The organism is Chryseobacterium sp. ISL-6 (assembly GCF_018613715.1).
GTDB classification, from domain to species: Bacteria; Bacteroidota; Bacteroidia; order Flavobacteriales; family Weeksellaceae; genus Chryseobacterium; species Chryseobacterium paludis.
Genome location: NZ_JAGGPT010000007.1, coordinates 19591 through 44661 on the forward strand (window position 1 = coordinate 19591; position 25071 = coordinate 44661).

At 34.7% G+C, this 25071-nt stretch carries 24 protein-coding genes; 14 read left to right on the plus strand and 10 right to left on the minus strand.

Annotation, left to right across the window (positions count from 1 at the left end; genetic code table 11):
* Positions 1–106 precede the first annotated feature (106 nt).
* The 3 genes from J7E44_RS15745 to J7E44_RS15755 all read left to right on the plus strand — a co-directional run bounded on the left by J7E44_RS15745 (position 107) and on the right by J7E44_RS15755 (position 3242).
* Complete coding sequence (locus tag J7E44_RS15745) at positions 107–1333, plus strand: T9SS type A sorting domain-containing protein (protein ID WP_214831354.1); 1227 nt, start codon at positions 107–109, stop codon at positions 1331–1333.
* A gap of 110 nt (positions 1334–1443) precedes the next feature.
* Entirely contained in the window at positions 1444–2592 is a 1149-nt protein-coding gene (locus J7E44_RS15750; protein WP_214831358.1) for a methionine aminotransferase, read from the plus strand.
* Positions 2593–2612: 20 nt separating this feature from the next.
* Positions 2613–3242: a DoxX family membrane protein gene (locus J7E44_RS15755; protein WP_214831361.1), complete on the plus strand. Its 630-nt coding sequence runs from the start codon at positions 2613–2615 to the stop codon at positions 3240–3242.
* A gap of 83 nt (positions 3243–3325) precedes the next feature.
* Here J7E44_RS15755 and J7E44_RS15760 read toward each other — a convergent pair whose 3' ends face one another.
* Positions 3326–4090 (minus strand): SDR family NAD(P)-dependent oxidoreductase, encoded by a 765-nt coding sequence (locus J7E44_RS15760; RefSeq protein ID WP_214831363.1) that lies wholly within the window; start codon positions 4088–4090, stop codon positions 3326–3328.
* Between the two features lie 86 nt (positions 4091–4176).
* Positions 4177–5115, minus strand: a complete 939-nt coding sequence (locus J7E44_RS15765) for a helix-turn-helix domain-containing protein (RefSeq protein ID WP_214831364.1) — start codon at positions 5113–5115, stop codon at positions 4177–4179.
* Positions 5116–5267: 152 nt separating this feature from the next.
* Here J7E44_RS15765 and J7E44_RS15770 point away from each other — a divergent pair, with 152 nt between their 5' ends.
* The 5 genes from J7E44_RS15770 (at position 5268) to J7E44_RS15790 (ending at position 6667) form a co-directional block, all read left to right on the plus strand.
* The gene (locus J7E44_RS15770) at positions 5268–5423 is read left to right on the plus strand and encodes a hypothetical protein (RefSeq protein WP_214831365.1); all 156 of its coding nucleotides are present in this window, start codon (positions 5268–5270) and stop codon (positions 5421–5423) included.
* Positions 5424–5612: 189 nt separating this feature from the next.
* Complete coding sequence (locus tag J7E44_RS15775) at positions 5613–5783, plus strand: hypothetical protein (RefSeq protein WP_214831367.1); 171 nt, start codon at positions 5613–5615, stop codon at positions 5781–5783.
* 49 nt (positions 5784–5832) lie between these two features.
* Positions 5833–5994, plus strand: a complete 162-nt coding sequence (locus tag J7E44_RS15780; protein ID WP_214831368.1) for a hypothetical protein — start codon at positions 5833–5835, stop codon at positions 5992–5994.
* A 191-nt stretch (positions 5995–6185) separates the two neighbouring features.
* A complete protein-coding gene (locus J7E44_RS15785; protein ID WP_214831369.1) occupies positions 6186–6392 on the plus strand; it encodes a bacteriocin in 207 nt (68 codons plus the stop codon).
* Between the two features lie 122 nt (positions 6393–6514).
* Entirely contained in the window at positions 6515–6667 is a 153-nt protein-coding gene (locus tag J7E44_RS15790; protein WP_214831370.1) for a hypothetical protein, read from the plus strand.
* Between the two features lie 169 nt (positions 6668–6836).
* Here J7E44_RS15790 and ychF read toward each other — a convergent pair whose 3' ends face one another.
* From ychF to J7E44_RS15820, 6 genes are all read right to left on the minus strand, one after another.
* Positions 6837–7928, minus strand: coding sequence for a redox-regulated ATPase YchF (gene ychF / locus J7E44_RS15795; protein WP_214831373.1), 1092 nt, complete (start codon positions 7926–7928; stop codon positions 6837–6839).
* 181 nt (positions 7929–8109) lie between these two features.
* The gene (locus J7E44_RS15800) at positions 8110–8661 is read right to left on the minus strand and encodes a ferritin (protein ID WP_214831374.1); all 552 of its coding nucleotides are present in this window, start codon (positions 8659–8661) and stop codon (positions 8110–8112) included.
* Positions 8662–8884: 223 nt separating this feature from the next.
* A complete protein-coding gene (locus tag J7E44_RS15805; protein WP_214831377.1) occupies positions 8885–10489 on the minus strand; it encodes a glycoside hydrolase family 10-like protein in 1605 nt (534 codons plus the stop codon).
* A 130-nt stretch (positions 10490–10619) separates the two neighbouring features.
* Positions 10620–12425 carry a translational GTPase TypA gene (typA, locus tag J7E44_RS15810; protein ID WP_214831378.1) on the minus strand — a complete coding sequence of 602 codons (1806 nt, stop codon included), beginning with the start codon at positions 12423–12425 and terminating at the stop codon, positions 10620–10622.
* A gap of 187 nt (positions 12426–12612) precedes the next feature.
* A complete protein-coding gene (locus tag J7E44_RS15815; RefSeq protein ID WP_214831379.1) occupies positions 12613–12870 on the minus strand; it encodes a DUF1294 domain-containing protein in 258 nt (85 codons plus the stop codon).
* 110 nt (positions 12871–12980) lie between these two features.
* A complete protein-coding gene (locus J7E44_RS15820) occupies positions 12981–13295 on the minus strand; it encodes a GIY-YIG nuclease family protein (protein WP_214831380.1) in 315 nt (104 codons plus the stop codon).
* A gap of 187 nt (positions 13296–13482) precedes the next feature.
* Here J7E44_RS15820 and J7E44_RS15825 point away from each other — a divergent pair, with 187 nt between their 5' ends.
* Both J7E44_RS15825 and J7E44_RS15830 read left to right on the plus strand, forming a co-directional pair.
* Entirely contained in the window at positions 13483–15606 is a 2124-nt protein-coding gene (locus J7E44_RS15825; protein ID WP_214831381.1) for a Tex family protein, read from the plus strand.
* Between the two features lie 7 nt (positions 15607–15613).
* Positions 15614–16195 (plus strand): RDD family protein, encoded by a 582-nt coding sequence (locus J7E44_RS15830; protein ID WP_214831382.1) that lies wholly within the window; start codon positions 15614–15616, stop codon positions 16193–16195.
* A gap of 34 nt (positions 16196–16229) precedes the next feature.
* Here J7E44_RS15830 and J7E44_RS15835 read toward each other — a convergent pair whose 3' ends face one another.
* On the minus strand, positions 16230–17801 hold the full coding sequence (locus J7E44_RS15835; RefSeq protein WP_214831383.1) for a M20/M25/M40 family metallo-hydrolase: 1572 nt from the start codon (positions 17799–17801) through the stop codon (positions 16230–16232).
* Between the two features lie 180 nt (positions 17802–17981).
* Between J7E44_RS15835 and J7E44_RS15840 the strand changes: the two genes are divergently transcribed.
* Positions 17982–18686, plus strand: a complete 705-nt coding sequence (locus tag J7E44_RS15840; RefSeq protein WP_214831384.1) for a hypothetical protein — start codon at positions 17982–17984, stop codon at positions 18684–18686.
* A gap of 64 nt (positions 18687–18750) precedes the next feature.
* On the opposite strand, the gene J7E44_RS15845 is transcribed toward J7E44_RS15840, so the two are convergent.
* Entirely contained in the window at positions 18751–18927 is a 177-nt protein-coding gene (locus tag J7E44_RS15845) for a BF3379 family histone-like protein (RefSeq protein WP_034684091.1), read from the minus strand.
* A 353-nt stretch (positions 18928–19280) separates the two neighbouring features.
* Here J7E44_RS15845 and J7E44_RS15850 point away from each other — a divergent pair, with 353 nt between their 5' ends.
* The 3 genes from J7E44_RS15850 to J7E44_RS15860 all read left to right on the plus strand — a co-directional run bounded on the left by J7E44_RS15850 (position 19281) and on the right by J7E44_RS15860 (position 24937).
* Positions 19281–22622: a DEAD/DEAH box helicase gene (locus J7E44_RS15850; RefSeq protein ID WP_214831385.1), complete on the plus strand. Its 3342-nt coding sequence runs from the start codon at positions 19281–19283 to the stop codon at positions 22620–22622.
* A 103-nt stretch (positions 22623–22725) separates the two neighbouring features.
* Positions 22726–23640, plus strand: coding sequence for a helix-turn-helix domain-containing protein (locus J7E44_RS15855; RefSeq protein ID WP_214831386.1), 915 nt, complete (start codon positions 22726–22728; stop codon positions 23638–23640).
* Between the two features lie 91 nt (positions 23641–23731).
* Positions 23732–24937 carry an MFS transporter gene (locus J7E44_RS15860; RefSeq protein ID WP_214831387.1) on the plus strand — a complete coding sequence of 402 codons (1206 nt, stop codon included), beginning with the start codon at positions 23732–23734 and terminating at the stop codon, positions 24935–24937.
* Positions 24938–25071 lie beyond the last annotated feature (134 nt).

The window sequence follows — 25071 nt, forward strand, 5'->3', positions numbered from 1 at the left end:
ATATTATGATAAGTAATATCGTTATACTTTTATCAGGAGTTCAATACACAAATTATTAATACTAAAGTTTTTCTTGGTTTTTGATTTATAAAATCAATATTATATAATGACAAGAATATATTTTTTTTTAATCTATCTATTACTCGGATCTCTTTTATTTAAAGCACAAAGTCCCTGTTCCGATTTCAACAGCACCACCAATCCCCAGGGAAATTGGAATACTGCTCCATATCCCAACGGAAATGTTCTTGCTTCAAGCGGCAGCCCTAATACATTTGACAATTCCCAATATCTCGCCTTAGAAGATCAGTCGGGGGGTTCATTTTTTATCAATACCACTGATTTTAAAAATTTAGGTCAACGCTTTTTGGGTCAATGCCTGTATTTTGATTTTTATCTCGAAAAAGACGGGAACTTTGGAGCTCCTATCCACCCTGCTATTCATATTATGGCAGGTGATAAGATCATAACATTTACTGCCAATATTACGGTAACTCCAAATAGCGGCTGGGTTCGCGTACGTGCTCCAATAGCTAATGCTACAGCCTCAGCCTTTCCAAGTAATGCAGAAGGAACATGGAGCATAGCAGGGGGAGTATGGACAGAATTCAATAATGTTATGAATAATTCTACCGCTGCAATGATCACTCCTGACTATACTTCCAATATTGGTGAGAGGGTATGGTACGATAATATCTGTATTAAATCATGCGATGGATGTTCTGCTGATTTTAAATTAGAGACTATATTTGGTAGCAACACCAATACAGCATCTGTAAAGTTAACGCTTAATAATCCAATTTTAGTATCTACACCATCCAGCCCTGGAAGTACCTATACAGTAACCTGGGGTGATGGAACATCATCGGCGTATACTTTATCAGCGTTAACACATACGTATGCCAATTCTGGTACTTACACCATATGCGTAACCGAAAAACAAGGAAAATTAACACTATGTACACGATGCTTTACTTTCTGTTATTCGAAAGCCAGCGTACCCTCAAAAGAAATTAATACAGCGAATACACCCCCTCAAATCGACATTAAAGCAATTGGCAAAGCAGAACTTGCCACAAATAATGACTACAAATTAGTTCCTAACCCAGCCAAAGCCTATGTAGATGTTCAAACAAATCTATCAGCGAGAGGCTCTGTTTCTGTGAGAATAATTGATATGTCCGGAAAAACAGTTTTGGAAAAATCCGAAACTTTAGAAAGCGGCCGTCAAAATATAAAACTAAATACTCAAAATCTTATTCAGGGAAGTTATATTGTTGAAATTAAAACCGACAATAAAACGAACTCTCAGAAATTACTTATTTCAAAATAAATCCTTTTGAAATCCAAAAATAGAGCTACCCTTTTGGGGTAGCTTTTTATAACTTCTTATTTTACTATTGAAAAAAATAAATTAAATTCGGTGTACATAAAATACCATCAATGATACAACTTCCTTTTTCCAAGCTTTCTGATATCGGAACTACAATTTTCAGCCAGATGACTCAATTGGCTAATGAAAACCAGGCAATCAATCTATCTCAAGGATTTCCTGATTTTATGCCTGACAATGAACTTCTGAACTATGTAGATGAATTTATAAAAAAAGGATTTAACCAATACGCTCCTTTAGGAGGTATTATGGGACTAAAAGAGGAAATTGCCCGAAAAATTGAAAACAGTCACCAGGCTATTTATCATCCTGATTCTGAAATTACAATTACCGCTGGCGGAACGCAGGCTATTTTTACCGCCATTGCTACCTTTATTAAAAGAGATGATGAAGTAATTATTTTTGAACCCGCCTATGACTGCTACGAACCCACTGTAGAACTTTTTGGAGGAGTTGTAAAACGTTTTGAAATGAAAGCTCCCGATTATGAAATTGATTGGAATGTGGTGAGGCAGCTGATCAGTGAAAAAACAAAAATGATCATTCTAAATAATCCTAATAACCCTTCAGGAAAGATATTAAAAGAAAAAGATATTCAGGAACTCATCAGTATTGTAAAAGATACATCAATACTTATTTTGAGTGATGAAGTATATGAAAATATTGTATTTGATGGAAAGCAGCATTTAAGTATCTGCAAGTATCCTGAACTGAAAGAAAGAAGTCTCCTGGTCGCTTCATTTGGAAAACTTTTCCATGTTACGGGCTGGAAAGTAGGATATTGTGCTGCCCCGAAGGCATTAACGGATGAATTCAGAAAAGTACATCAGTTCAATGTTTTTTGTGTAAACACACCTATTCAGCTTGCGTTAGCAGAATACATGAAAAATGATGATCATTACAATTATCTGAACGAATTTTTTCAGGAAAAAAGAGATTTCCTAAGACGAGGACTGGCCAATACTTCATTTGAATTGCTTGATTGTGAAGGAACCTATTTTCAAGCATTGAAATATGATAAAATATCTGATAAAAATGATTTTGAATTTGCGAGTGAATTAACGATTACCCATAAAGTGGCTAGTGTTCCTTTCTCTTCTTTCTACAAAAATAAACTGAACGAAAATGTGATCCGATTATGCTTCGCTAAAAAAGAGGAAACTTTAGAAAAAGCAATCGAACATCTCATGAAAATTTAATCTAAACAAATAACCACAACATGAAAGCCCTCAATTTAAACAAAGCTAAAATATTTGATTATTTTATACTAGTCATAAGATTCTTATTGGCTTATACCTTTATTCGTTATGGGTATTCTAAATTAACAGATGGACAGTTTGGTTTAAATGAAAATGAGCTTTTACAGCCTATAAAAGATCTAAACCTAATGAAAGTGGGTTGGTACCTATTCAGTTTTCAACCTTTTTCTTACTTTATAGGTGTATCTCAAATATTATGTGCCATTTTCTTATTGTTTAACAGAACAGTTCTATTAGGTGCATTATTGTTTCTTCCTATTGCTGCTAATATTTTAATAATAGACCTAACAATTATGCCAAAGCAAATGGCAAATGCTTTTGCTTTTCGTCTTTCTTTTTATATCCTTTTAGATCTGCTTATTTTCTATCACTACAGAGAGAAAGTAATAAATGCTTTTAAATCCTTAACATCAGGAATTAAGTTTAAATTCAAGCATCATTTCTCATTATATCTTCTTCTTCCTCTTTTTGCTCTTGTTCTTGAGTTCTCTTCAGCAATACCTACTGCTATATTTATATTTTTGAAGGAGCCTCAGAAAAGCTGGAACTATATCACAAGTATCGTAAATGTATTATTGAAAAATATTTAAAAAGCAGTAGAAAAATCCACTGCTTTTTTTTATTCTATTCTATTTCTAAAAGTTCTTACTGAATGTTCTTATTATATTTCTTATTACAATGCCATTCCTCCGGAAACTTCAATTCTCTGTCCGGTTATCCAACCTGCATCATCGGTACATAAGAAGGCTACCACTCCACCAACATCTTCAGGAAGTCCTGCTCTGCCCAGAGCGGTAATATTTGAAACCAATGTGTTAACTTCTTTATTATCTCTGGTTCTGCCACCACCAAAATCCGTCTCTATAGCTCCAGGAGCAACAACGTTCGCTTTGATCTTTTTAGGACCTAATTCTTTTGCCATATACTTTGTAAGCATTTCTACCCCAGCTTTCATTGATCCGTATACTGAAGATCCTGGTAAAGCCACTCTGGCAAGTCCTGAAGAAATATTGATAATTCCTCCACCTTCATTTATAAAAGGTAAAAACTTCTGACTAAGGAAAAACACACCTTTAAAATGGATGTCAACAATATCGTCCAACTGTTCTTCTGTAGTTTCTGAAATGGGTGAATACAAAGCTGTGCCTGCATTATTGATAAGATAATCAATGTTTGTACTTCCCATATTCTCTTGTAAATGATTAGTCACATTTTGTACAAAAGCATCAAAACTTTTTATATCTTTCGTATCCAGCTGATAAGCAACAGCTTTTCTTCCTAATGCTTTGATCTCATTAACGACTGTATCAGCTTCCTCTTTACTGGTTTTATAAGTTATAATAACATCAAGCCCTTTTTCAGCAATTCTAAGCGCTGAGTTCCTTCCTATTCCACGACTTCCGCCGGTTACTAATGCGATTTTTGTTTTTGGATTCATTTTTTGTTATTTTTAATGGGACAAAGTTCAGATATTTAAGAGTGTCGATGTTTGCTTCAATCAATCTTATATTTGCAAAATTCAAATCAAGAGCGAAACTGCAATGGATTGAAAGATGTTTTTCTCTTAAAAAAGTTTGAAAAATGAGCGATCTCCTCAAAACCGAGAGCATATGATATTTCGGAAACATTCCATGTAGTTTGTCTCAGTAATATCTTAGCTTCCTGAATAAGCCGGTCAGCAATAAATTCTGTTGTTGTTTTACCTGTATTTTCCTTAAGTTTTTTATTTAGATAGTTAACATGCACGGCAAGCCTGTCGGCATAGTCTTTTGCTGTTTTTAGCTGCAACCTCTGATCGTAGGATTCGATTGGAAACTGCCGTTCCAATAGTTCTATAAATAATGAAACCACCCTTAATGAAGCATCATTAGATGTTGATAATTTAGTTGCCGGTTGTAATTTCTGCCCGTAATGAATAAGTTCCAATACATAGTTTCTGATGAGATCATATTTAAAAATATAGTCAGATTCTATTTCATTTTTTATTTTCTTAAAAAGCATCTCTATTTCATTGGCGAGCTCATCATCAATTTCAAATAAAGGAAATCCTCCCGGCTGAAATATTGGGAGATCTTCAAGAGAATTGTGCGATTTATCTTTAATAAAAAAATCCTCCGTAAATACACAAAAACTACCTGACTGATTGGGATCCTCGGGAACCCAGTGATAAGGAACTTTTGGTGTAGCAAATAATAACGCATTATTTTTTATGGCGATTACTTTATCAGCATATTCAGCTCTATTGCGTCCGCGGATCAGACTTATTTTATAATATTTCCTTCTATTATAAGGCATTTCAGAAGTTGTTCTTGCTTTTTCGATCGTTTGTGCTATATCAAATACATTAAAATGGCCTATATCTTTATGTAAACCTTTTGGAAAAATACTTTCCAGATCTTTCCCAAGCTTAGCCGTCATTTCTTTATAGAAATCTTCTAATGAAGCATGAACAATTTTTTCCATAATCAAGAATTTGTAAAATTCAAATATATAAAGTTACGTAAATATTGAATTTGATTACTTTATTGCGATAAATAAATATTTTTCATAATAACGTGATATAATAAGTATTTTTTTATAACTTAGATTTAAACTAATCTATTAAACTCATTATCATGAAAAATCAAAATTTACAAAAAGGAAAAAAATTAAACAAAAGAGAGCTAAGAACAATTACCGGTGGTCTGCAAATGTGTATAGATCCTGACACTAATCAGTGTATTGCTTATGGACGCCAGTGTGCGGAATTTCAATGTAGATATATTCCTTAAAATTGATATTTTTTTTATACAACCACTCGTAATGAGTGGTTTTTTTATTCACAAAATCTTATAAAACCCTAACAACCTTACATATACAAACGGAGAAACGTGTAAAAAATAAATATTATTCATAAAAACGTGAGATACATTGAATTATTTTTAATACATTCGTTATCAACAAATTTATTAATTTATAATATGAAAAATCTAAACCTTGGAAAAGGAAAAAAACTGAACAAAAAAGAATTGAGAGTAATTACTGGTGGACGAATGATATGTATTGATCCATTTACGGGAAGCTGTAAAAGAGTCGGGGCATTTTGCGCGGAACCAGAATGCAGGCCTGATCCTATTGAACCATTAAATTAAATTCTTTAATTACTCACGATCATTTTAACTAACTTATAAAATCAATATTATGAAAAATCTAAACCTTGAAAAAGGAAAAAAACTGAACAAAAAAGAACTGAGAGTAATTACAGGTGGATTAATGCAATGCCGCGATCCAAAAACAAATGGCTGCAGAGTATTTTCAAATGGCTGCGCTGAGATTGACTGTCGTCCGGGATTGATTCCATAAGATAAAAAAGATTATAAGAAAATGCCACTCCACTATTGAGTGGCATTTTTTATTATTTAATTAATTACCCATTGTTTCATTAAAACAAAATACTTTTTTATTATTTACAACTAAATTAATCCTTCAAAAGTGACATAAAACTAATTATTTTTCCTACCTTAGTTTTATCTAACCTACTAAAAATCATTAACATGAAAAATCAAAACCTACAAAAGGGGAAAAAACTAACAAAAAAAGAATTAAAAACAATTGTTGGCGGGATGCTGGATTGCAAGCAACCTATTGCATGCCCTACTTACCCTTGTGATCCTCCACTTCCAGATTATCCAAATGGTTGTACTACTATTGCTGTAGGTTGTGCACAAAAAGAATGTCGCCCAGGAATTGATCCAGTATAAAAGACTGTTACCGAACAATCCTTTTAAAAATTTATTTATAAAAAACTATAAAAACAATCCTATATAAAGTGTTATTTAAAATAAACTTTATTCCACTTAATTTTTAACTAAAAATCCTTACTATGAAAAATCAAAATGGAAAAAAACTGAGTAAAAGAGAATTGAGAAGCATTACAGGTGGATTACTTGACTGCATCGATCCTGCTACAGGAGGCTGTAAAAGAATATCAATAAGTTGCGCTCAATTACAATGCAGACCAACAATAGAGCCTTAATAAAAATACTATTAAAAAAAATGCCATTCTTTAATTAGAATGGCATTTTTTTTAATATTCTATTCTCCATCTATTACCCTTCGCTGAATATTTTGTATGATCATTGCATACAAAAAACGCTCCCAAATTCATGAAAGCGTTTTTTTAATTACTATAACTTTAATATTCTTTATACGTTGAATCTGAAGTGCATAATATCACCGTCCTGTACGATGTATTCTTTTCCTTCTACAGATAATTTTCCTGCTTCTTTTACTTTAGCTTCAGAGCCATAGCTTAAATAGTCGTTATATTTAATAACTTCTGCACGGATAAATCCTTTTTCAAAATCAGTATGGATCACTCCAGCAGCCTGAGGAGCTGTCCATCCTTGTCCTATTGTCCATGCTCTCACTTCTTTAACTCCAGCCGTAAAATAAGTCTGAAGTTTCAACAGGTCATATGCTTTTCTGATCAAACGATTAACACCTGGTTCCTCCAAACCTAATTCTTCCAAGAAAATCTCTCTTTCTTCAAAAGTTTCCAATTCATTGATATCAGCTTCAATCTGAGCAGCTAAAACAACAATCTCAGAACCCTCTTTTTGGGCCATCTCATCGATTTTAGCAATCCATTCATTTCCATTTTTAATTGAATTTTCATCAACATTACAAACGTAAAGAACCGGCTTATTTGTCAACAACTGAACATCTTCAATAATAGCCTTTGTCTGATCAGTTAAAGGAAATTCTCTTGCATTTTTACCATCTTCTAAAAACTTCTGTAAATTCTGAAGAGTCTCATAGGTAAGAATATCTTCTTTTTTTCCAGATTTAATAAACTTTTTAGCCTTTTCAACCGCTTTTCCAACAGTCTCAAGATCTTTAAGCTGAAGTTCGATGTCGATAATTTCCTTATCTCTCATAGGGTCTACAGAACCTTCTACGTGAATAATGTTTCCATTTTCAAAACATCTTAAAACATGTATAATCGCTTCACACTCGCGAATGTTTGCTAAGAACTGGTTTCCTAAACCTTCTCCTTTACTCGCTCCTTTTACCAAACCTGCAATATCTACAATTTCCACAACAGCCGGTAAAACTCTCTCTGGGTTTACTAATTTTTCCAACTCAAATAATCTTTGATCTGGCACAGATACCGTTCCTAAGTTCGGTTCTATAGTACAGAAAGGATAATTGGCTGACTGGGCTTTTGCATTGCTCAAACAGTTAAAAAGAGTTGATTTACCAACATTCGGTAAGCCTACGATTCCACATTTCATATTGTTCTATTCAAAGTTTAATGTTCTATTCTGACTTCAAGGTTTATATATCTTCAATCATTAAAATTTTAAATCAAGCACCTTGAATTATAAGTTTGCAAAGATAGTGATTTTAAGACGAGTTTCATAATAAAAAAATCTGCCAAAAGTTTGGCAGATTTTTATAATTTCTATTTTACTGTTAAGGATTTGAGCCTGTAGCATTTTGAGCCAATGGGGCATCATCTGGTGTATTCTGTAACGTTTTATCTAAAGTAAATAAAGATTCATCTGTTGCACGATCACCACCGGCAATTTTCAACTTGTCAATTAAGTTCTGAGCCAAGGTTTCTTCTTCTATTTGCTCTTGTACGAACCACTGCATAAAATTCCATGTTGCCCAGTCTTTTTCCTGTAAAGAAAGATCAACAATCTTATAAATTGCAGTTGTATTATCTACTTCATGTTTAAAGATCCCATCAAAACAAGCAGTTAAGGATTCGGGATCAGCAGGAGGCACAGGAATAGCATCTACTTTAGGCTTTCCTCCTCTGTTTAAAACGTACTCCATAAATTTAATCGAATGATTTCTCTCTTCCTGCGCGTGTCTGTATAAGAAATTAGCAATCCCCTGATATCCTTTATCGTCGGCCCAAATTCCATAAGACAGAAATGTATGTGATGCATGAATTTCTTTGTTCATCTGATCACTTAAAGCTTTTTCAATGGCAGGTGAAAGTCTGTTGGTATTCATAATATTTATTTTTAGTGATTATGAATAAAATGATGCAAAAATGGTTCCGATAAAGTTTTTAATTTTAATTAAAACAAGAAAAACGTCCTATAAATAAACTGATAATCAATAATTTAAATTATTAATTTATAGTTATTCTAAAATAAAAACCAATTCTTATTAGAACTGGTTTCTATTTTTTTCGGGTTGTAAGCTGTTATAGCTCATGTTTTATATGGAATGACTATTTTACTTTCTTTGCCATATAATCACTCTCATTTCCTAATCTATCTACTGCTTTTATAGCCACAGCATTTAGTGTTTTTCCATCTTTATATTTTGGAATATCTTTTGAAAGTGTATCCAGTGTTAAAATTTCTGTTTCCCAAACACCATTGTACTGCTTAAACAGTACCCATTGAAAAACGTCTTTCAGGTTTTTACTGCTCCAGTTTGCCTGCGCAAAGCTTCCATTCTCCGTAATGAATAGTGTTGGAGTCAATATTGGTAAAGCTTTAATCCAAGGGCTCTTAGGAACCAAAGCTTTTTCTTTGTAGGGCCCGTTCTTCAATGTACTTAGCATCATTGGATTTTTTGTTAATCCCGCAATACTCCAATGAACCTCTCCGGCATCACTTTTTAAGATCTGTCTGGAAAGTTCAATTTGGTTTTTAATTTCATTAGGACGATCTGGCGTTCGAATTTCGACCGTGTTCAATCCCGGCCATAAATGACGATTCATTGTGTTTTCAGATTTCCACCAATTTAATAAAGCTTCAAAACCTTGTCCCTTAGAATCAATCGGCCAGTATAATTGTGGTGAAAAATAGTCTACCCAGCCCTTATTTAGCCATAACTTTGCATCAGCATACAATTCGTCATATTGAGAAGAACCTGTAATTCCTGCGGGGTATCCGGGCTTCCAAATTCCAAAAGGGCTGATCCCAAACTTTACATAACTTTTTTCAGCATGAATTTCTTTATAGATCCGCTCTACAAACTTATTTACATTATCTCTTCGCCAGTCAGCTCTGGATAATGTCCCACCACTATTTACATAAGTACTCCAGGTAGCATTATCCGGAAAATCAGCGCCTTTGTTATAGGTGGCATAAGGATAGAAGTAATCATCGAAATGAACAGCATCTATATCATATCTTGTCACGATATCTTTTACTACATTGGAAACGTGTCCCTGGGTTTTAGGATTTGCCGGGTCAAACCAATACATTCCATTCTTTAATCTCACAACAATATCAGAAAGCTTATTGGCCATTGACAGACTGTTTACAGAACCTCCATTCGTATGATGTGCTCTGTATGGGTTTAGCCAGACATGAAGCTCCAACCCTCTTTTATGTGACTCTTCAATCCAGAATTGTAAAGGATCATAATTGGGATATGGTGATCTTCCTGTTTCACCTGTCAAAAAATAAGACCATGGCTCCAAAGAACTTGTATATAATGCATCTGCTGATGGACGTACCTGGAAAATAACCGCATTGAAATTATTATCTTTCAGCATATCGAGCATACTGATTGCCTCAGCTTTCTGTTGATCAATAGACAAATCATTTCTTGACGGCCAGTTGATATTGGCAACACTTGCGATCCAGGCTCCACGAAATTCTCTGTTCACAGCTGGAAGAATGACTTTCAAATCTTCATCAACAGGTTTTACGGGATTGGGTTTATTCACTACCACCGGATCTTTAGGAATATTTTTAACGGGATTTGTTGTGTTTGGATTTCTGGTAGGTTTTACCGTGTTATTCTGAACAGTATGGGTACTTCCACAAGAGGCTAAGACACCCAGAAACAATACCAGTTTTAAATTTCTCATTTTCATAGTTTGCAAAACTACATTAAATTATTTTTTTTAGAATTTTAAAAATATTATAATAAAATGGATTATGTATCTTTTTAAACATAAAAAAGCCTCGAATTCTCGAGGCTTTTATTATAATAAGGAATTTTTATTAAGCTTTTCCTGATCTTTCCATTCTTTTTCTTTCTTCTTCAGAAAGAACTTTCTTTCTCATTCTGATGAAGTTTGGAGTTACCTCAATCGCTTCGTCACCTTGGATGTATTCCATACATTCTTCAAGTGAGAATAAGATTTTCGGGGCAACACCTGTATCTTTATCTTTTCCAGAAGCTCTCATGTTATTTAACTGTTTTGCTTCTACGATGTTTACAACTAAGTCACCTGGCTTGTTTTGCTCCCCAATGATCATACCTGCGTAGATTTCCTCACCCGGATCAACATAGAACTTACCTCTATCCTGTAATTTAGCGATAGAATATTCTGTAGCAGGACCTTGAGTTTTGCTGATTAACACCCCGTTGCTTCTTCCAGGAATAGCACCTTTGAAAGGCTTGTATTCTGTAAAACGGTGTGCCATAATAGCTTCACCCGCAGTAGCTGTTAACATTTGAGAACGCAATCCGATCAAACCTCTTGAAGGAATTTCGAATTCCATGTGTTGCATCTCACCTTTGGTTTCCATAATGTGAAGGTCACCTTTTCTCTGTGTCGCTAAATCGATTACTTTAGAAGCAAATTCTTCAGGAACGTCAACAACTAAAGATTCATAAGGCTCACATTTTTCTCCGTCGATTTCTCTTAAGATAACTTGTGGCTGTCCGATAGTCATTTCATACCCTTCTCTTCTCATTGTTTCAATTAAAACTGACAAGTGAAGAATACCTCTACCAAAAACCAGGAAAGTGTTTGCATCACCAGTCTGCTCAACTCTTAATGCTAAGTTCTTCTCTAATTCTTTAGTTAATCTTTCCTTTAGATGGTTAGAAGTTACATATTTACCATCTTTACCAAAGAAAGGTGAATTGTTGATAGAGAACGTCATGTTCAATGTAGGCTCATCAATTGAAGTTCTTGGTAATGGTTCAGGATTTTCAAGATCTACAAAAGAATCACCAATCTGGAATGCATCGAAACCTACTACAGCACAGATATCTCCGGCTTTTACTTCACTTACCTTTTTCTTTCCAAGACCTTCGAAAACGTATAATTCTTTTACTTTTCCTTTCAAAACCTTACCGTCAGCCTGTGCCAGACCAATCCATTGAGATTCTTTGATATCACCTCTGATTACTTTTCCGATAGCAATTCTCCCTAAGAAAGAAGAATAATCTAAAGAAACGATTTGCATCTGTAAATTTCCTTCCTCAACTTTAGGTTCAGGAACATATTGTAAAATACCATCTAATAATGGGAAGATATCTTCAGTTTGCTCTAATGAAGTGTTGAACCAACCTTGTTTAGAAGAACCATAGAACGTAGGGAAATCCAATTGTTCTTCTGTAGCTTCTAAGTTGAAGAACAAATCAAATACCTGATCGTGAACTTCATCCGGACGACAGTTTGGTTTATCAACTTTATTGATAACAACCAATGGTCTTAATCCTAATTCCAAAGCTTTTTGAAGTACGAATCTTGTTTGTGGCATCGGCCCTTCAAAAGCATCTACCAACAAAATTACTCCGTCCGCCATTTTTAAAACTCTCTCAACTTCACCACCAAAATCGGCGTGACCAGGAGTATCAATTACGTTAATTTTAACGTCTTTATAAGTAACAGAAATATTTTTAGATAGAATGGTAATTCCTCTTTCTCTTTCAAGATCGTTATTATCCATTATTAATTCTCCACTTTCCTGATTTTCTCTGAAAATGTTTGTAGCATGAATAATCTTGTCAACCAAAGTCGTCTTCCCGTGGTCAACGTGTGCGATAATCGCAATATTTCTAATGTTTTGCATGAATGATTTTTACGGGTGCAAAAATAGTGTTTTTTAATTAATTAATTAGTATGATTATGTATTATTTAACAAATTCATAATGAGAAAGTTAAAATAAATAGTGGAGTTAAGGCCTTACACTATAAGTTATCATATAAACTCTAAGTGCTTAATAGTCCGATTATAAGATCATACTTGATATATAATCTCAGGTATATTTTCTGAAAAAATAAATCAATGCTATTTGAATAAGAAGGATCAGTCCAAATTTAAGTAAGAAAGATTTTTTAGAAATTTTGTGCCTGAAAATCAACATTCCCAATATCGCACCAATTGTTCCGCCCAGAAATACTGAAATTAACAGGGTGTTTTCCGGAATTCTTCTTTGATGCTTTATAGCACGCCTTTTATCGAACCCAAATACAGCAAAAGAAAATAGATTAATAATCAAAAGAATGTAAATCATAAGTTTGCAAATGTAATAAAATTGGTAATTCGGAATTTCTCTGCATCCAACGATTGATAGTAATAGGTGGCTCTCGAAGCCACCTCTGCCCTCGAGGACCCCGGATCACATCAGGTAATCTCGGTATCAGATTCATTTCTTACATCTCTATAAGCAATTGCCAATTTTGGTAAAAGTTCCGGCATACCATTGATCAGTGCTTCTTTTTTCTTTCTGCTCCATCCCCGCACCTTCTTTTCCCGATAGAAGGAAAAATACACCTGTTCATACTCTTCAAAATAAATAAGATATACAGGAAGTCTTTTACGGGTATGATTGGCACCTTCACCCTTTTGATGTTGTAAAATCCGCCTTCTCAGATCATTTGTACTACCGGTATAATAGCTACCATCGGAGCATAGCAATATGTACAACCATCCTTTCATTGCTTTCTTTATGTTTTATATAAAGATAGAAAATTTAGTTAAAGGTGGCTTCGAGAGCCTCAGCCACCCGGTAGAATTCTATAACGTATAAAATTAGTCCAAAAAAAAGCATCCAATTTAAAGTATTAAATAAACCTTACTTCATCATCCTGGAAAAGTCAGTATTTTAGCGGTCTAATTTTACATAATGACACATATTGAATTCATCCAGAAGATTGTAAATATTTCCGAAAAAAGTATCCGTGCTACGCTTGAGCTATTGGCAGAAGACTGTACCATTCCTTTTATATCCCGCTATAGAAAAGACAGAACCGGAAATCTGGATGAAGTACAGATTGAACAGATTTCAAAAATCAATAAGCAGTTCGAAGAAATTTTAAAAAGGAAAGAAACCATTTTAAAATCTGTTGAAGAACAAAATGCACTAACATCAGAATTCAGGCAAAGAATAGAAGAAAGCTTCGATATTCAGGAGCTTGAAGATTTATACCTTCCTTTTAAGAAACGTAAAAAGACAAAAGCAGATACTGCAAAGGAAAAAGGATTAGAGCCTTTGGCAAAGATCATAATGAGTCAGAAAAGTAATGATCTTCAATCTTCAGTGTCAAAATATTTAAATGATAAAGTCATCTCTGAAGAAGAAGCTCTTCAGGGAGCCCGAGATATTATGGCAGAGTGGATCAATGAAAATATGTATGTCCGTAAAAACCTTCGTCGTTTATTTCAGCGTAAAGCTATCATCTCCTCTAAAGTAGTTAAGGCTAAAAAAGAAGAAGAGGGAGCTCAAAAATTCGCGCAGTATTTTGAATGGGATGAAAGCTTAAACAGAACTCCATCTCACCGACTTTTAGCCATGTTAAGAGCAGAAACTGAAGGTTTTGTAAAGGTAAATGTGGACATTGATAAAGAAGAGGCTATTGATTTCATAGAGAATGCCATTATCAAATCCAATAATGAAAGCGCTGAACAGATTGCCCTGGCTATAAAAGACAGCTACAAAAGACTATTGGAGCCCGCTATTTCTAATGAAACATTACAGGAGGCTAAAGAAAAAGCAGATAAAAAAGCAATTGAAATTTTCTCTGAAAACCTCAGCCAGTTATTATTGGCACCTCCTTTAGGTGAAAAAAGAATTTTAGCGATTGATCCTGGTTATAAAAGTGGTTGTAAAATTGTCTGTTTAGATGAAAAGGGAGATCTTCTTCATAACGAAACCATCTACCCTCATGCTCCGCAAAATGAATCAGGAATGGCTATGAAAAAAATCCGCTCTATGGTTAATGCATATAATATTGAAGCCATTTCTATAGGAAACGGAACGGCGAGCCGTGAAACAGAGTTTTTCATCAAGAAAATTGCCTTTGACAAGCCATTACAGGTATTTGTGGTTTCTGAAGCCGGAGCATCTGTTTATTCCGCGAGTAAAATTGCCAGAGAGGAGTTTCCAAGTTATGATGTAACCGTTCGTGGCGCGGTTTCTATAGGAAGAAGACTGGCAGATCCATTAGCTGAACTCGTTAAAATTGATGCCAAATCTATTGGTGTCGGGCAATATCAACACGATGTAGATCAGACCCAATTGAAAAATGAACTGGATTCTACGGTTATGAAATGTGTGAATTCCGTAGGGATCAACCTTAATACTGCGAGCAAATCATTGTTAAGTTATGTCTCCGGAATTGGTGAGAAAATGGCTGAAAATATCGTTAATTACAGAGCTGAAAATGGCGCTTTTGAAGACAGAAAGCAATTAAAAAAGGTTCCTCGATTGGGAGAAAAAGCTTTTCAACAGGCTGCAGCATTTATTAGAATAACCAATGGGAAAAATTCTTTAGATAATTCAGCTGTACACCCTGAAGCTTATGGTATTGTAGAAAAAATGGCAAAAGATCTTGGAATTAAATCCAATGAATTAATTGCCAACAAAGAGAAAATCGCTTTAATTCAACCAGAAAAATACATTACCGATGATATTGGTATTTTGGGTATTAAAGATATTCTAAAGGAACTTGAAAAACCGGGACTGGATCCCAGAAAGGCAGCTAAGGTATTCGAATTTGACCCTAAAGTAAAAAGTGTAAAAGATCTGAGAATAGGAATGATCCTTCCCGGTATCGTCAATAACATTACCGCTTTTGGATGTTTCGTTGATCTGGGAATCAAAGAAAGCGGATTGGTTCATATTTCTCAGCTAAAAGAAGGTTTTGTTTCCGATGTGAATGAAGTGGTAAAATTACATCAGCATGTTCAGGTAAAGGTTACAGAAGTGGATGAAGTAAGAAAAAGAATTCAACTAAGTATGATCTTATAAAAATGATATGAAAATATCAGAAATCAAGGAAAGAAAAATCATTAACAGACCTACTCCATATTTTGATGAGTTGGGTTATCGTATCTACCATGCTTATGAATATCACCTTCCTTATAATCCCAGTTATAAAGGAAATGAAACAGAAAGACTTTTTGCCAAGTGGATTGATATGCTTCCTTTCTGTCTCATTTTTTACTTTATATTCCACAAAGTGGTTTTTATAAGCATTTTATTTTCTGTTCCATGTGTTCTGATTTTGGGAACAATAACAGAGTTTTATTGGGGAACAACTTTGGGTAAGAAAATATTCAAAATTAAAGTCCTCGATGACTATGGGAATTATCCAAACTTTTTAAAATCGCTAAAGAGAAATCTTTTATGCCTGGCTAATTTCTCTCCTGTTTTTTCAGAATACACTTCCAGAACCGTTGCGATGGGAAGAAGAACAGGTACGCGAATGAATTTCAGTATGCATATGAATAATTCAATTTGTACAACTTATATTGTAAAAGAAAGTAAAATACCGGAAATCAAGGAACTTCTCAAATACCAGGGAAAACAAGATTTACTTGATCATGTTTCGAAATAAAAAACCGTCTCACTACTGAGACGGTTTCATTATATTATTTAAATTCTTTAGAATCTCTTCTTGGCTCTTTTGCTTCAGGCCATTTTATGGTCTCTCCTTTTTCATCCTGTGGCATTACCCTTCTCTCCCTGCTCGTAAATTCAGGATCTTCTGATGCCATATATGCTAACGTAGCTGTCAGGATCACATTATTTTTAAGCTCATCAAAAACGATCTTATCATAGGTATCTTTAGTTGTGTGCCAGGTATATCCGAAATACCCCCAATTCAGTGAGCTTAAAGAAAATCCAGGTACACCTGCTGCAACAAATGAAGCATGATCAGAACCTCCACCTCCAGGCATTCCTGGGAAGTCGGTTTTGATATTATCTCTTACGCTTTTAGGAGCAGCATTCAGCCATTTTCCAATATAATCATAAGACTTTACGAATCCTTGACCACTGATATTCACTACCCTGCCAGTTCCGTTGTCCTGATTAAAAACCGCCTGAGTTCCTTTCATAATTTCAGGATTGTCTGCTACAAATCCTCTGGAACCATTCAATCCCTGTTCCTCACTTCCCCACAGTCCTATTACAATGGTTCTTTTATTGTTGGGATAGTACTTTTTCAGAATCCTCATCGTCTCAAGCATGGTGAGCGTACCAGTTCCATTATCTGTAGCCCCTTGAGCTCCGTCCCATGAATCCAAATGCGCAGAAAGAATGACATATTCATCAGGCTTTTCTTTTCCTTTAATCATTCCTATCGTGTTAAAGCTTTTTGCATCAGGAAGTATTTTTGACTGGGCTTCTACTTTAATTTTTGGCTTTTGACCTTTTTCAGCCATCCTATACAGCATTCCATAATCTTCTACATCGATGTCGAACATTGGGATTTTTGTGGTTTTAGCACCAAAAATCCTATTGGCTCCCATAACTCCAGTCCAGTTGGATATTGCAATTCCTGCTGCACCAGCCTTTTCTAAAGCCTCTGGAAGTGTAGTATTATCATATCCTATATTCTTTACATAATCACGAAAATCTTTAGAAGCCTGTTCTTTTTCAGCTTTCAGTTTCTCATAGAGTTCCGGAGTACCAAATTCTTTGATCTGTTCATCAGAGCGGCCAATCTTTTGATATTGCGCCATCAATACAATTTTACCTTTTACAGAAGGTAACCATGTGTCGAATTCGGCTTTAGAAGATACCTTAGGAAGTACGATCACTTCTCCTTCAACAGCTTTTTTTGTCGCCGGGCTCCAAGCCAGTTGTGTAGCAGATAATGATTTTATACGCGGATAAACCATATCTACATGCGTAATTCCTCTCTGCCAGCCTTTCCATGTTCCAAATTGCTGAAGATTTGCATCCACTCCCCAAGAGCGTAAAGTCTTTGCAGTCCATTCATTAGCTGCCAGCATTTCAGGAGTTCCTACCAAACGGGGCCCAATACCATCAAGCAGCTCGTAAGCCATATTTTCGAGTTGAGAATTAGTATTCACTTCATTAACAAAACTTTCTACAACAGGATTGAGTTTTTCCTGAGATTTTGCCGGGACTTGTGCTAATGAAAACTGCGCTGCCAGAACGACTGCGGGCATTGCAAAAAAGGTGTTTATCTTCATAGTATTATTGATTGGACTAAAGATAAAAGAATTCGGGGAAATTAAAAAAAGGAATGAGAAAAAATTGATTCAACACCACTTATACATAAATCAGTGAAATGAATCACAATCTTTAGATAAGAATATCATTTTATTTTTAATTATTTTAGCACGACAAATACGGTAACTACCTATAAAAAAATGAAATTAACAACTACAATTTTTACAATTTGCTTAATAGCTGGTGGAAACAATCTTCTATTTTCACAAAATATAAATGAAGATAAAGCAAAAGAAATCATTGAAAAGGCTATTCAAGCGACTGGAGGCAAAGAACTTTTAAATAGTATAAAAACACTCTACTCAATTTCCGAAACTACAATGGACGGAAGAAAAGTAAATTGGATTACAAAAGAAATGGCTCCTAATAAAGGTAGTTTCGAGATTGAATACCAAGGGCGGATTGTTTATCGCTCGTGGTTTGATGGGAAAATCGGATATGAAACGGTAAATGGAGAAAAAAAATTAGCAGATCCAGAAGAGTTCAAAGAAAAACTTAATCGAAAGTATATTATGAATGAGCTGGCTTATTTAGATCCTTCTTTATACAAACTTGAACTTGTTGAAAATAATCCTGATAAAACATACAACGAAATAAAGGCGACTTCTACAGATGGAAAAGTGCTTCATCTATTTTATGATGCTAAAAGTTATTTATTAAAAAAAGAAACTAAAGAAAATCCAGACAAGAATGCCTTTTCAACTGTAATTTATAATGAATATAAGAAATTTGGAGCTCTAATTTATTGTTCTAAAACTACATTTCCTACTGAGGATGGAGAGCAAATAATAACATTAACAGATCTTTATTACAATAAAAAAATCTCAGAAAAAGATTTTAAATAATAATAAACAAGATTGTTCTATTGTCCCCTAAAAAAATAGGCCAGCTAAAATAGCTGGCTTATTTTTATTTTTTTGATTCTTCAACAGAAACTTTTCTGAAATCTTTGAACAATTTACTTAGTTCTAAAGCTGATTTACGAGCTCTTGTTCCAGCTGCTTTGTTTCCTTTTTCAGCTTGTTGGTTTGCTTCAGTTGTAAATGCTTCAAATTCCGCGTTGATTTTTTCGATTAGTTCTTTCATTTATTTTAAAATTTAGGGTGCAAATATAGGTTTTATGGTGATTCCAGCCTAACTGTGATGAAAAAAAATTAGAAATATTTAAAAAAAATACTCCTTGGGAATAAGCGATAATCATTTAAATAATATAAAGCAAATAAAATTTTTAATTTAAAGCAAAATTGACCTCTATATTTATCTTTATAATAGAAATCATTATAAAAAAAATTCTATAAAAGAAGTTCTATAAAAAAAGGGAAAATGTTTTTAAAAGTTCATAAGCTGAAAAACAATGGAAGATTTTAAATATCCAGTCTTTTCCTTTTATCGGTTTTATGTACCTTCGTTTTTTTAATAATCATTCGCTTGTCGTCAGTATGGAGTTGCCAAAAGAATATATTTTACCGGATACTTATATCAGTACACTTTCGATATATGAACTTTTAAAGCACACCCAAACGGCAAGATTCATAGAAGAAAAGGACTTCCGGGATATTGAACCTATTGCCCTTGAAATTAACTCCGGGGTTTTCACCAGAACAACTTCAGTAATCAGTTTCCCAAATGTTTCGGTAAGTCAGGTAGGATCTGCATTGGTGACGACATGTTCGTGCGAAAACCCAACCGATAAACTTTGTGAACACCAGGCAGAAATTATTTATTGCATTCTGGAACAAAAAAACTATCGGATTTTCTTTGACACTAATCTACGACAAAGAACACTGGTTGCCTTTGCTAAAGGTTTTGGTTTAGAAAACGAGCCTCATCTTGATACCTTTTTTCATCTGAACTATCAGGATGGAAAGCTCGACATTCAGCCTAAAATTAAAGAGCTGTTTCAAATTGATGAGCATGCTATTAAACAGAACTTACTGCCACTGCGAAAATCAGTTCTCAAAGAACTGGCGATACAGGATACTGATAAAAGACAAATAATGGTTATTGGTAAACACCGTTATTATAATTTTTTGAACTTTTCATTAATGGAAGCTGAGGTTACCCGAAATGGTAAAATTAAAAACCCTGTTACCCCTATTGATGCAATGCAATTGATCTGGAAATCTGAGCAGCCATCAGAAATTAAGTTTTACACAGCCATTATTGCTTTTCAAAATAAATTTAATAAAGAACAAAGCCCAACAGAGTTGGAAGCTTTGAAATTGATCGTTCAAAATCCTTTGGAGCTCGATGTATACTACCATGATCCTCATCTGGCTGAATTTGTTTCATCTAAATCTCTGATTCCTGTGGCGCTTAAGCTTCTTAAAGCTGAGATACAGCTGACCGTACTCAAAAAAGATCCGTTCTATGAAATCACAGGAGAGCTCCTCTTTAATGATATTTCACTGCCATTTAAAAATATCATTATCCGAAATGATTATTTTATTCATTACCAAAATACTTTAAGCTTAATTGAAAATCCTGACATGCTTCGGGTCATTAAGTTTTTTAAATCTAACAATGAAATTCTTCTCATCCACGCTTCAAAGTACGAGAACTTTCTGCAGACCGTTTTAGCATCATTAGAACAGTATATTCACATTAATTACAGTTATATCCATTCTGCGACTCCCGTACAGCTGCAAGAAAAGAATTTCGGAACAGAAAAGATTATTTATTTGCATCAGGAAGGCAATTACGTGTCGATTACTCCGGTCATGAAATATGGAACTGTAGAAGTAGCTGTTTATTCAAGAAAACAGCTGTATGACACAGACCAGAATGGAAATCAGTTTAAAATAGAACGAAATTATGAGGCTGAAACCTCTCTTACTTCTATTATTATGATGCAGCATCCGGAATTTGAAGAACAACTGGAGGCAGATGAATATTTTTACTTACATAAAAATAAATTTCTGGATGCAGATTGGTTTCTAAAAGCCTTCGAAGCGTGGAGAAATGAAAAGATAATCATTCTTGGTTTTAGTGAACTAAAGAACAACAAACTGAACCCGAATCGTGCTAAAATCAACATTCAGGTTACGAGTGGCATTGATTGGTTCAATGCTAAACTGAGCGTCCGTTTCGGAAAAAAAGAAGCAACCCTAAAGCAGGTGCACCGTACTCTCCGTAATAAAACAAAGTTTGTACAGCTCGATGATGGCACGCAAGGTATACTGCCCGATGAATGGATCAGTAAAATCACCAAATACTTTCAGGCGGGTGATATCGATGAAGAATTATTGAAAATCCCTAAAATCAGTTTTACTGAAATTTCAAGTTTGTTTGAAAAAGAGATTTTAAGCGAAGAGGTACAAGCAGAAGTCCTTTCTTACTCAAACCAATTTTCCATGTTAAGAAAAGCTCCGGAAATCCCTGTTCCAACTGAATTAAAAACCAATCTGAGAGATTACCAACGGGAAGGATTGAATTGGTTAGGCCTTCTCGACAGTTTCAATTTTGGTGGATGTCTGGCCGATGATATGGGATTAGGAAAAACAGTGCAGATCATTGCTTTTATTTTATACCAAAGAGAAAAATATGGAGCAAATACAAATCTTATCATTGTACCAACTTCTCTTCTTTTTAATTGGCAGGAAGAGCTGGAAAAATTTGCCCCCTCTCTTAAAGTATTGCTGCATTATGGGCCAGACAGGCTAAAGAATATCGATCATTATCATGAATATGAAATCATATTGACCAGTTATGGGATGCTGCTTTCAGACATCCGTTTCCTTAAATCATTTCGCTTTAATTATGTTTTTCTCGATGAATCACAGGCGATCAAAAATCCCAATTCGGAAAAATATAAAGCTGCCCGTCTGTTACAGTCCAGAAACAGAGTCGTACTGACAGGAACACCTGTTGAAAACAATACCTTTGATCTTTACGGACAGCTTTCGTTTGCATGTCCGGGATTATTGGGAAGTAAGCAATATTTTAAAGACGTTTACGCCATTCCAATTGATAAATTTGAATATGGTAAACGCACCATCGAACTTCAACAAAAGATCAATCCTTTTATTTTACGAAGAACGAAAAAGCAAGTCGCAAAGGAGCTTCCTGAGAAAACTGAAATGGTCATCTATTGTGAAATGAACGCAGAGCAGCGTAAAATCTACGACCTTTATGAAAGGGAGTTGCGTGATTTTATATCTGCTTCCACTGATGATGAGACTTTGAAAAACAGCATGCATGTGTTAACGGGCTTAACCAAACTCCGACAAATCTGTAATTCTCCAGTTCTGTTGAAGGAGGGCCATTCCGGAGAACATTCTGTAAAGATTCAGCTGCTAACTGAGCAGATCGAAAACAAATCAAAAGAACACAAAATTCTTGTGTTTTCACAATTTGTAGGAATGCTGGATCTGATCAAAAAAGAACTTGAAGATAAAAATATTCCTTTTGAATATCTTACAGGGCAGAGTAAGGATCGTGGCTCCAAAGTCCACCGATTTCAAACGGATGAAAATATCCGGGTATTTCTTATTAGCTTAAAAGCCGGAGGTGTTGGTCTTAACCTTACTGAAGCCGATTATGTTTATCTCGTAGATCCATGGTGGAATCCTGCCGCAGAAAACCAGGCAATCGACAGAAGCTACAGGATAGGACAGACCAAACATGTCGTAGCAATACGAATGGTTTGTTCGAATACGATTGAGGAAAAAATACTGAACCTCCAGAAGAAAAAAAGCAAACTGGCACAAGGACTTATAAAAACAGAAGAATCCAAAATACTTGGTTTCGGCAGAGCTGATTTGCTAGAGATATTGGACTGATCCGGAAATAAAACCTTCTTTACAGTTAGCTTATGCGATTCCTTATTGATTTAATCAAAAATCAACAAGTTTCCGTATCTTTGATTTTTATAATTTTTGAATCATGAGTGATCATTTAGAAACGATAGAAGATTATTACAGAAACATCAGGGAAAACCAGTTAAGAATGTTTGATTCCCATGATTTTGAGTTGGGAAAATCACATTTTAACATTTCTATGCGGAAGTATTGCAGCTTCAAGAGCCCTTATAATCGCCGGGATTATTATAAAATAAGTTTTATCATAGGTAAAGGTACTTTTCAGTATGGGCAACAAAAATTATACATAGACCGTCCTGCTTTATTCTTTCCTTCTCCCAACATCCCTTATTCATGGGAATGTGACGGAGATCTACAGGAAGGCTATTTCTGTCTTTTCAATCAGGAATTTTTTAATGGAAATTCTGAATTTAAATTATTTAAAAAGACTTCCTTATTTAAAGAATGGAGCATGCCTATTGTCTTTTTAACAGAAGAGCAAACCCAATTGGTCACTGTTTATTTTGAACAAATGTATAAGCTCAATAACTCCACCTATCCATTTCGTTGTGGCAGTATAAAAAGTCATCTTGCATCCGTTCTACACCTGGCATTAGAAAATCGCGTGGAAGATGTTGATCCGGACGAGCTTCCTGCTAACGTCCGTTTATACCGTATGTTTGATGAATTGCTTAATAAACAGTTCCCGTTAGACTCTCCTGCTTACCCGCTTGCTTTAAAAACAGCTTCGGATTTTGCCGATCACCTCAACGTACATGTCAATCATTTAAACTCTTCCGTAAAATCGGTAACCAATCTTACAACAACACACATCATCAAGGAGAGAATGTTCGAAGAATCTAAAAACCTTTTAAAATACACCAACTGGGATATTGCTGAAATCGGCTATACATTAGGATTCGACCAACCTTCTCATTTCAATAATTTCTTTAAAAAGCACTCAAACACATCACCGCTTAAATTTAAGCACGCTTTCTAAATCTTTGAATTTTGTAATTTTTACTTTGTCTTTTAAAATAGATATCAAAGATTCTTGACGTATTTTTGTATCGTTAAAAAAAGAATGAACTATGTTGAGAGAAGCATCTGAACAACGCATCAGATTAATCACTATTATGGCCTTCATATCAATCCCATTATCAGGGTTTGTTACAGATATCTATTTACCGTCTTTTCCATCAATGGCCAAGGGAATGCAAGTTTCGGAAAAAGACATCCAGATTACCCTTACCTCCTATTTGCTTAGCTATGGAATTTCTCAATTATTTGTAGGTGGAATTCTGGATAGTATTGGACGCTACCGTCCAAAACTGGCAGCACTACTTCTATTGGTAGTAACGAGCTTTTTAATCACCATGACCAATAGTATTTTACTGATATGCCTGCTTCGTGTTCTTCAGGGAATAGCTGTTTCTGTAATGGTTGTTGCCACCCGTGCTATTTTCGTAGATATTTACGATGCAGAAAAAGTAAAACATTATCTGAGTTATTTTACTATCGTATGGTCACTTGGCCCTATTTTAGCACCTTTCCTTGGTGGTTATCTTGAAAAATTGTTTAACTGGCATGCGAACTTTTATTTCCTTGCTTTTTATGCTGGGGCTATATTCTTATTTGAATGGTTTTTCAGTGAGGAAAGTCTGCCTGAGAAAAAGAAACTGAATCTTTCAGAAAATATCAACCTTTATAAGATGATGTTGAAAAACCGCATTTTTATGCTGGGAATTATTATTCTGGGGCTAAGTTATTCTATTGTCATGTTATTCAATATTACAGGCCCTTTTATTATTGAAAATACTTTTCACTTTACACCGGTCGTAATCGGATATTGTACTTTGATCCTTGGGTTTTCCTGGATGATTGGTGGCTTCATTGGAAAGAAGCGTGTTTCGTTAGGCTTTAAATCAAGAATACTACAGCCTATTATTTTACAGTTAATGCTTATTACAGGATTAATCACGGTAAGCTACTTTACAGAAAGCTTATATATCATGATTCCATTCGCCTTTTTCATTCATATTTGTTCGGGAATCTTATTTACTTCCTTTTTTACGACAAGTATGTTATACTTCCCCAAGAATGCAGGTACAGCGGGCGGACTAATGGGTGGACTGGTTTACATCATCACCTCTGTTACAAGTTTTATTATCTCAGTAAGCGGAACTGTTTCCTTACAAAAAGATCTCTCCTGGCGGTATTTAATTATTGCCATGATCCTTTTCGGTATTATACTTACCATGAATCACACCTTAAAAAAAGAAAAAGCAGAGAATTGATCTCTGCTTTTTTATTTTACACCTCCTTTATTTAAGATGTAATTTTACAAATTACTACAATCCAATTGTTGGTGCCTGCAATACAATTGTTGGTGGATAATACTTTCATGATAAGCTAGATCTGAACTAATATT

Excerpts from the sequence above, each read along its gene's own strand:
- J7E44_RS15835 (WP_214831383.1), bottom strand. The coding sequence starts at position 17,801 with ATGAAGATAAACACCTTTTTTGCAATGCCCGCAGTCGTTCTGGCAGCG.
- J7E44_RS15815 (WP_214831379.1), bottom strand. The coding sequence starts at position 12,870 with ATGATTTACATTCTTTTGATTATTAATCTATTTTCTTTTGCTGTATTT.
- J7E44_RS15760 (WP_214831363.1), bottom strand. The coding sequence starts at position 4,090 with ATGAATCCAAAAACAAAAATCGCATTAGTAACCGGCGGAAGTCGTGGA.
- J7E44_RS15860 (WP_214831387.1), top strand. The coding sequence starts at position 23,732 with ATGTTGAGAGAAGCATCTGAACAACGCATCAGATTAATCACTATTATG.
- J7E44_RS15830 (WP_214831382.1), top strand. The coding sequence starts at position 15,614 with ATGAAAATATCAGAAATCAAGGAAAGAAAAATCATTAACAGACCTACT.
- J7E44_RS15800 (WP_214831374.1), bottom strand. The coding sequence starts at position 8,661 with ATGAATACCAACAGACTTTCACCTGCCATTGAAAAAGCTTTAAGTGAT.
- J7E44_RS15745 (WP_214831354.1), top strand. The coding sequence starts at position 107 with ATGACAAGAATATATTTTTTTTTAATCTATCTATTACTCGGATCTCTT.
- J7E44_RS15845 (WP_034684091.1), bottom strand. The coding sequence starts at position 18,927 with ATGAAAGAACTAATCGAAAAAATCAACGCGGAATTTGAAGCATTTACA.
- J7E44_RS15755 (WP_214831361.1), top strand. The coding sequence starts at position 2,613 with ATGAAAGCCCTCAATTTAAACAAAGCTAAAATATTTGATTATTTTATA.
- J7E44_RS15790 (WP_214831370.1), top strand. The coding sequence starts at position 6,515 with ATGAAAAATCAAAATGGAAAAAAACTGAGTAAAAGAGAATTGAGAAGC.
- J7E44_RS15775 (WP_214831367.1), top strand. The coding sequence starts at position 5,613 with ATGAAAAATCTAAACCTTGGAAAAGGAAAAAAACTGAACAAAAAAGAA.
- J7E44_RS15850 (WP_214831385.1), top strand. The coding sequence starts at position 19,281 with ATGGAGTTGCCAAAAGAATATATTTTACCGGATACTTATATCAGTACA.
- ychF (WP_214831373.1), bottom strand. The coding sequence starts at position 7,928 with ATGAAATGTGGAATCGTAGGCTTACCGAATGTTGGTAAATCAACTCTT.
- J7E44_RS15855 (WP_214831386.1), top strand. The coding sequence starts at position 22,726 with ATGAGTGATCATTTAGAAACGATAGAAGATTATTACAGAAACATCAGG.
- J7E44_RS15765 (WP_214831364.1), bottom strand. The coding sequence starts at position 5,115 with ATGGAAAAAATTGTTCATGCTTCATTAGAAGATTTCTATAAAGAAATG.
- J7E44_RS15840 (WP_214831384.1), top strand. The coding sequence starts at position 17,982 with ATGAAATTAACAACTACAATTTTTACAATTTGCTTAATAGCTGGTGGA.
- J7E44_RS15785 (WP_214831369.1), top strand. The coding sequence starts at position 6,186 with ATGAAAAATCAAAACCTACAAAAGGGGAAAAAACTAACAAAAAAAGAA.
- J7E44_RS15825 (WP_214831381.1), top strand. The coding sequence starts at position 13,483 with ATGACACATATTGAATTCATCCAGAAGATTGTAAATATTTCCGAAAAA.
- J7E44_RS15805 (WP_214831377.1), bottom strand. The coding sequence starts at position 10,489 with ATGAAAATGAGAAATTTAAAACTGGTATTGTTTCTGGGTGTCTTAGCC.
- J7E44_RS15820 (WP_214831380.1), bottom strand. The coding sequence starts at position 13,295 with ATGAAAGGATGGTTGTACATATTGCTATGCTCCGATGGTAGCTATTAT.
- J7E44_RS15770 (WP_214831365.1), top strand. The coding sequence starts at position 5,268 with ATGAAAAATCAAAATTTACAAAAAGGAAAAAAATTAAACAAAAGAGAG.
- J7E44_RS15750 (WP_214831358.1), top strand. The coding sequence starts at position 1,444 with ATGATACAACTTCCTTTTTCCAAGCTTTCTGATATCGGAACTACAATT.
- typA (WP_214831378.1), bottom strand. The coding sequence starts at position 12,425 with ATGCAAAACATTAGAAATATTGCGATTATCGCACACGTTGACCACGGG.
- J7E44_RS15780 (WP_214831368.1), top strand. The coding sequence starts at position 5,833 with ATGAAAAATCTAAACCTTGAAAAAGGAAAAAAACTGAACAAAAAAGAA.